General features: G+C 74.0%; 4 protein-coding genes. All 4 read left to right on the top strand.

Annotated features, from left to right (window positions below):
* Positions 1 to 275 precede the first annotated feature (275 nt).
* The 4 genes from pyrR to carA all read left to right on the top strand — a co-directional run bounded on the left by pyrR (position 276) and on the right by carA (position 4,333).
* Entirely contained in the window at positions 276 to 881 is a 606-nt protein-coding gene (gene pyrR, locus AB7J25_RS30240; protein ID WP_428514739.1) for a bifunctional pyr operon transcriptional regulator/uracil phosphoribosyltransferase PyrR, read from the top strand.
* Positions 878 to 1,843, top strand: a complete 966-nt coding sequence (locus tag AB7J25_RS30235; RefSeq protein WP_428514737.1) for an aspartate carbamoyltransferase catalytic subunit — start codon at positions 878 to 880, stop codon at positions 1,841 to 1,843. Before pyrR ends, AB7J25_RS30235 begins: the two co-directional genes overlap by 4 nt.
* Positions 1,840 to 3,132, top strand: coding sequence for a dihydroorotase (locus AB7J25_RS30230; protein WP_428514735.1), 1,293 nt, complete (start codon positions 1,840 to 1,842; stop codon positions 3,130 to 3,132). The genes AB7J25_RS30235 and AB7J25_RS30230 overlap by 4 nt, the downstream gene beginning before the upstream one ends.
* Before the next feature lie 76 nt (positions 3,133 to 3,208).
* Complete coding sequence (gene carA / locus AB7J25_RS30225) at positions 3,209 to 4,333, top strand: glutamine-hydrolyzing carbamoyl-phosphate synthase small subunit (RefSeq protein ID WP_428514733.1); 1,125 nt, start codon at positions 3,209 to 3,211, stop codon at positions 4,331 to 4,333.
* Positions 4,334 to 4,485: the final 152 nt, after the last annotated feature.

The following is a 4,485-nucleotide window of genomic DNA, read 5'->3' as shown; positions in this document are numbered from 1 at the left end:
GGGAACCGTGTCGATCAATACGGAGAGTAATCATGCGCTGACGAGGCTGTCGCGGTCAAGATGCGCACCCCGTTCCGGAGTCGTCACAGCCTGAGAACACCCGAACGGCTGATCGACATCCTGCCACCATCGCCCGATGGCGGCTGCCTGCCCGATCACCTCGCCGGACGGGCCGCGGGCCGCACTGGTACGGTCTCGGCGCGGCGGTGCCGTTCCGCGGCCCGCCTCACCGGTTCCTTTAAAGCCCGTCCCGTGAGGCGGGGAAGGAGTGGTCCGTGGCGAACGACCGCCGCGGGGACCACGCCGGCGCGAGCCCTCCCGGCCGGGAGCTGCTCAGCGCGGCGGACGTCACCCGCATCATCGCGCGCATCGCGCACCAGATCATCGAGAAGACCGCGGACGCGGGCCCGCCCGTGCTCGTCGGGATCCCCACCCGCGGCGCGCTGCTGGCCCGGCGGCTCGCGACGGCGATCGCGGAGTTCTCCGGCGTCGAGCCCGAGGTGGGCACGGTCGACCCGACCCCCTACCGCGACGACCTGCGCCGCAAGCCCGCCAGGGCCCTGGAGCCGACGTCGATGCCCGAGGGCGGCGTCGACGACCGGCTCGTGGTCCTCGTCGACGACGTCCTCTACTCCGGGCGGACGACCCGCGCCGCGCTCGACGCCCTCGGCGACCACGGTCGCCCCCGTGCGGTGCAGCTCGCGGTGCTGGTCGACCGCGGCCACCGGGAGCTGCCGATCCGCGCGGACTACGTCGGCAAGAACGTCCCGACGTCGCGCAGCGAGCAGATCCTCGTGCTGCTCGCGGAGATCGACGGCCGGGACGGGGTGCTGATCGAGCGCACGCCGGAGCAGGGGGGCGGGGAGGTGGAGGGCCGGTGAAGCACCTGCTCGCGGTCACCGACCTCGACGCCGCCACCGCTACGGGCCTGCTCGACACCTCGGACCGGCTGCGCCAGGCCCTGCTGGGCCGCGAGGTCCGCAAGCTCCCGACGCTGCGCGGGCGCACCGTCGTGACGATGTTCTACGAGGACTCCACCCGCACCCGCGTGTCGTTCGAGATCGCGGGCAAGTGGATGAGCGCGGACACGGTGAACGTGTCGGCGAAGGGCTCGTCGGTGTCGAAGGGCGAGTCCCTGCGCGACACCGCGGCCACGCTCGCCGCGATGGGCGCGGACTGCGTGATCGTCCGCCATCCCGCGTCGGGCGCGGCACACCGGCTCGCGTACTGGGCCGAACGGGACGCGGCCGCGGGCGCGGTCGGGCCGAACGGGGCCGGGACGTCCACGGCCGTGGTGAACGCGGGCGACGGCACCCACGAGCACCCGACGCAGGCCCTGCTGGACGCCGCCACGTTGCGCGACCGGCTGGGCACCGTCGCCGGGCGCCGGGTCGGGATCGTCGGGGACATCCTGCACAGCCGGGTGGCCCGCTCCAACGTCTTCCTGCTCGCGACGCTCGGCGCGGAGGTGGTGCTCGTGGCGCCTCCGACGCTGCTGCCGGTCGGGGTCGGGGAGTGGCCGTGCCGGGTGAGCACGGACCTGGACGCCGAGCTGCCCACGCTGGACGCGGTGATGATGCTGCGGGTGCAGGCCGAGCGCATGCACGGCGCGTTCTTCCCGTCGGCCCGCGAGTACGTGGTCGGGTACAGCCTCACGGAGGAGCGCGCCGCGCTGTTGCCCGAGCACGCCGTGGTGCTGCATCCCGGCCCGATGGTGCGCGGGATGGAGATCGCGCCCGCGGTGGCCGACTCGCCCTCCGCGGCGATCCTCGCCCAGGTGCGCAACGGCGTGCACGTGCGGATGGCCGTCCTCTACCACCTGCTGGCGGGAGCGCCCCAGTGACCGACCTGTTCCTCGGCAACGCCCGTCCGTACGGGGAGGGCGACCCGGTGGGCGTCCTCGTGCGGGACGGGGTGATCGCCGAGCTGGGCCCGGACGCCACCGCCCCCGACGGTGCGGAGACGATCGACGCGGCGGGGCTGGTGCTGCTCCCCGGGTTCGTCGACCTGCACACCCACCTGCGCGAACCCGGCGGTGAGGAGTCCGAGACGATCGCGACGGGCTCGCGTGCGGCGGCGCTGGGCGGGTTCACCGCGGTGTTCGCGATGCCCAACACCGACCCGGTCGCCGACACCGACGTCGTGGTCGAGCACGTGCACCGCCGTGGTGAGGAGGTCGGGCTCGTCGACGTGCACCCGGTCGGCGCGGTCACCGTCGGCCTGGAGGGCACGAAGATGGCCGAGCTGGGAACGATGGCGCGTTCGCGCGCGCAGGTGCGGATGTTCTCCGACGACGGCCGCTGCGTGCACGACCCGCTGATCATGCGCCGCGCGCTGGAGTACGCCTCGGCGCTGGACGTCGTGATCGCCCAGCACGCCGAGGATCCTCGGCTCACGGCGGGCGCGCAGGCCCACGAGGGCGTGGTCGCCTCCCGGCTGGGCCTCGCCGGCTGGCCGGCCACCGCGGAGGAGACGGTCGTCGCCCGGGACTGCGCGCTGGCCCGGGAGGCGGGGGCGGCGCTGCACGTGTGCCACATCTCCTCCGCGCACACCGTCGAGGTGCTGCGGGCGGCGAAGGCGGCCGGGGTGCGGGTGAGCGCGGAGGTCACCCCGCACCACCTGCTGCTCACCGACGGCCGCCTGACCGGCTACGACCCGGTGAACAAGGTCAACCCGCCGCTGCGCACCGCGGCGGACACCGCCGCGATGCGGGCCGCGCTCGCCGAGGGCGTCATCGACGTCGTGGCCACCGACCACGCGCCGCACGCGAGCCAGTACAAGGACACCGAGTGGCAGGCGGCCCGGCCCGGGATGCTGGGGCTGCAGACGGCGCTGTCGGTCGTGGTGCACACGATGGTCGAGCCGGGCCTGCTGGACTGGCGCGGGGTGGCCCGGGTGCTCTCACAGCGGCCCGCGGAGATCGTCGGGCTGCCGGACCAGGGCCGTCCGATCGCGGTGGGGGAGCCGGCGAACCTGGTGCTCGTCGACCCGGACGAGGTGTGGACGGTGCGCGGGGCGAGGCTCGCGAGCATCGCCGCAAACACCCCGTACGAGGGGATGCGGCTGCCGGCCACCGTGGTCGCGACGATCTTGCGCGGCCGGGTCACGGCGCGCAACGGGGTCGCCGCATGAACCGTCGAGAACGACGTTACGCAGCTCCGGGGGCCTTGTTGATCAGCACAACGTCGTTCTCGACGCGGGGGCCACGGTGACCGGGCCCGCGGTGCTGGTCCTGGAGGACGGGCGGATCTTCCGCGGCGAGGAGTTCGGCGCCGTCGGCCAGGCCCTGGGCGAGGCGGTGTTCACGACCGGGATGACCGGCTACCAGGAGACCCTGACCGACCCCAGCTACCACGCCCAGATCGTCGTGCAGACCGCGCCGCAGATCGGCAATACCGGCTGGAACGACGAGGACGACGAGTCCGCGCGGATCCAGGTCGCCGGCTACGTGGTGCGCGACCCGTCGCGCAACCCGTCGAACTGGCGCGCGACGAGCCCGCTCCCGGAGCAGCTGCGCGGGCAGGGGATCGTGGGCGTGGCGGGGATCGACACGCGCGCGCTGGTGCGCCACCTGCGCGAACGCGGCGCGATGCGCTCCGGGGTGTTCTCCGGGGACGCCCTCGGCCCGGACGACGAGCTGGTGCAGCGGGTGCTCGCCAGCCCGCCGATGGAGGGCGCCGACCTCTACGGCGCGGTCACCACCCGCGAGCCGTACGTGGTGGCGGCCGTCGGCGAGCGGCGCCACCGGGTGGCGGCGCTGGACGTCGGCATCAAGGCGAACACCCCGCGCATGCTCGCCGCCCGCGGCGTCGAGGTGCACGTGCTGCCCGCCGACACCCCGTTCGCGGCCGTCGAGGAGCTGCGCCCCGACGGGTTCTTCCTCTCCAACGGCCCCGGCGACCCGGCCACGGCCGACGCGCCCGTCGCGCTGACGCGGCAGGTGCTGGAGCGGGGGATCCCGCTGTTCGGGATCTGCTTCGGCAACCAGATCCTCGGCCGCGCGCTCGGCCTCGGCACCTACAAGCTGCGCTACGGCCACCGCGGCATCAACATCCCGGTGGTCGAGCACGCCACCGGCCGGGTGGCGATCACGTCGCAGAACCACGGCTTCGCCGTCGCGGGTGAGGCGGGGGAGCGGTTCGACACCCCGTTCGGCACCGGTGAGATCACCCACACCTGCCCCAACGACGGCTGCGTGGAGGGCCTGCGGCTGGTCGGGAACGGATCCGCGCGGGCGTTCTCCGTCCAGTACCACCCGGAGGCCGCGGCCGGTCCGCACGATGCCGCCGACCTGTTCGACCGCTTCACCGAGCTCATGCGAGGTGAACGATGAACACGAGCGTCGAGCTGATGGAGGCCCGCTGATGCCCCGCCGCGACGACGTCGGCCACGTCCTCGTCATCGGCTCCGGCCCGATCGTCATCGGTCAGGCCTGCGAGTTCGACTACTCCGGCACCCAGGCCTGCCGCGTCCTGCGCGCCGAGG

It is taken from the genome of Pseudonocardia sp., assembly GCF_050246655.1.
Taxonomy (GTDB): domain Bacteria; phylum Actinomycetota; class Actinomycetes; order Mycobacteriales; family Pseudonocardiaceae; genus Pseudonocardia.
Note: the sequence above shows the minus strand (reverse complement) of the source record. Positions and strands in the feature narration are given on the sequence as shown.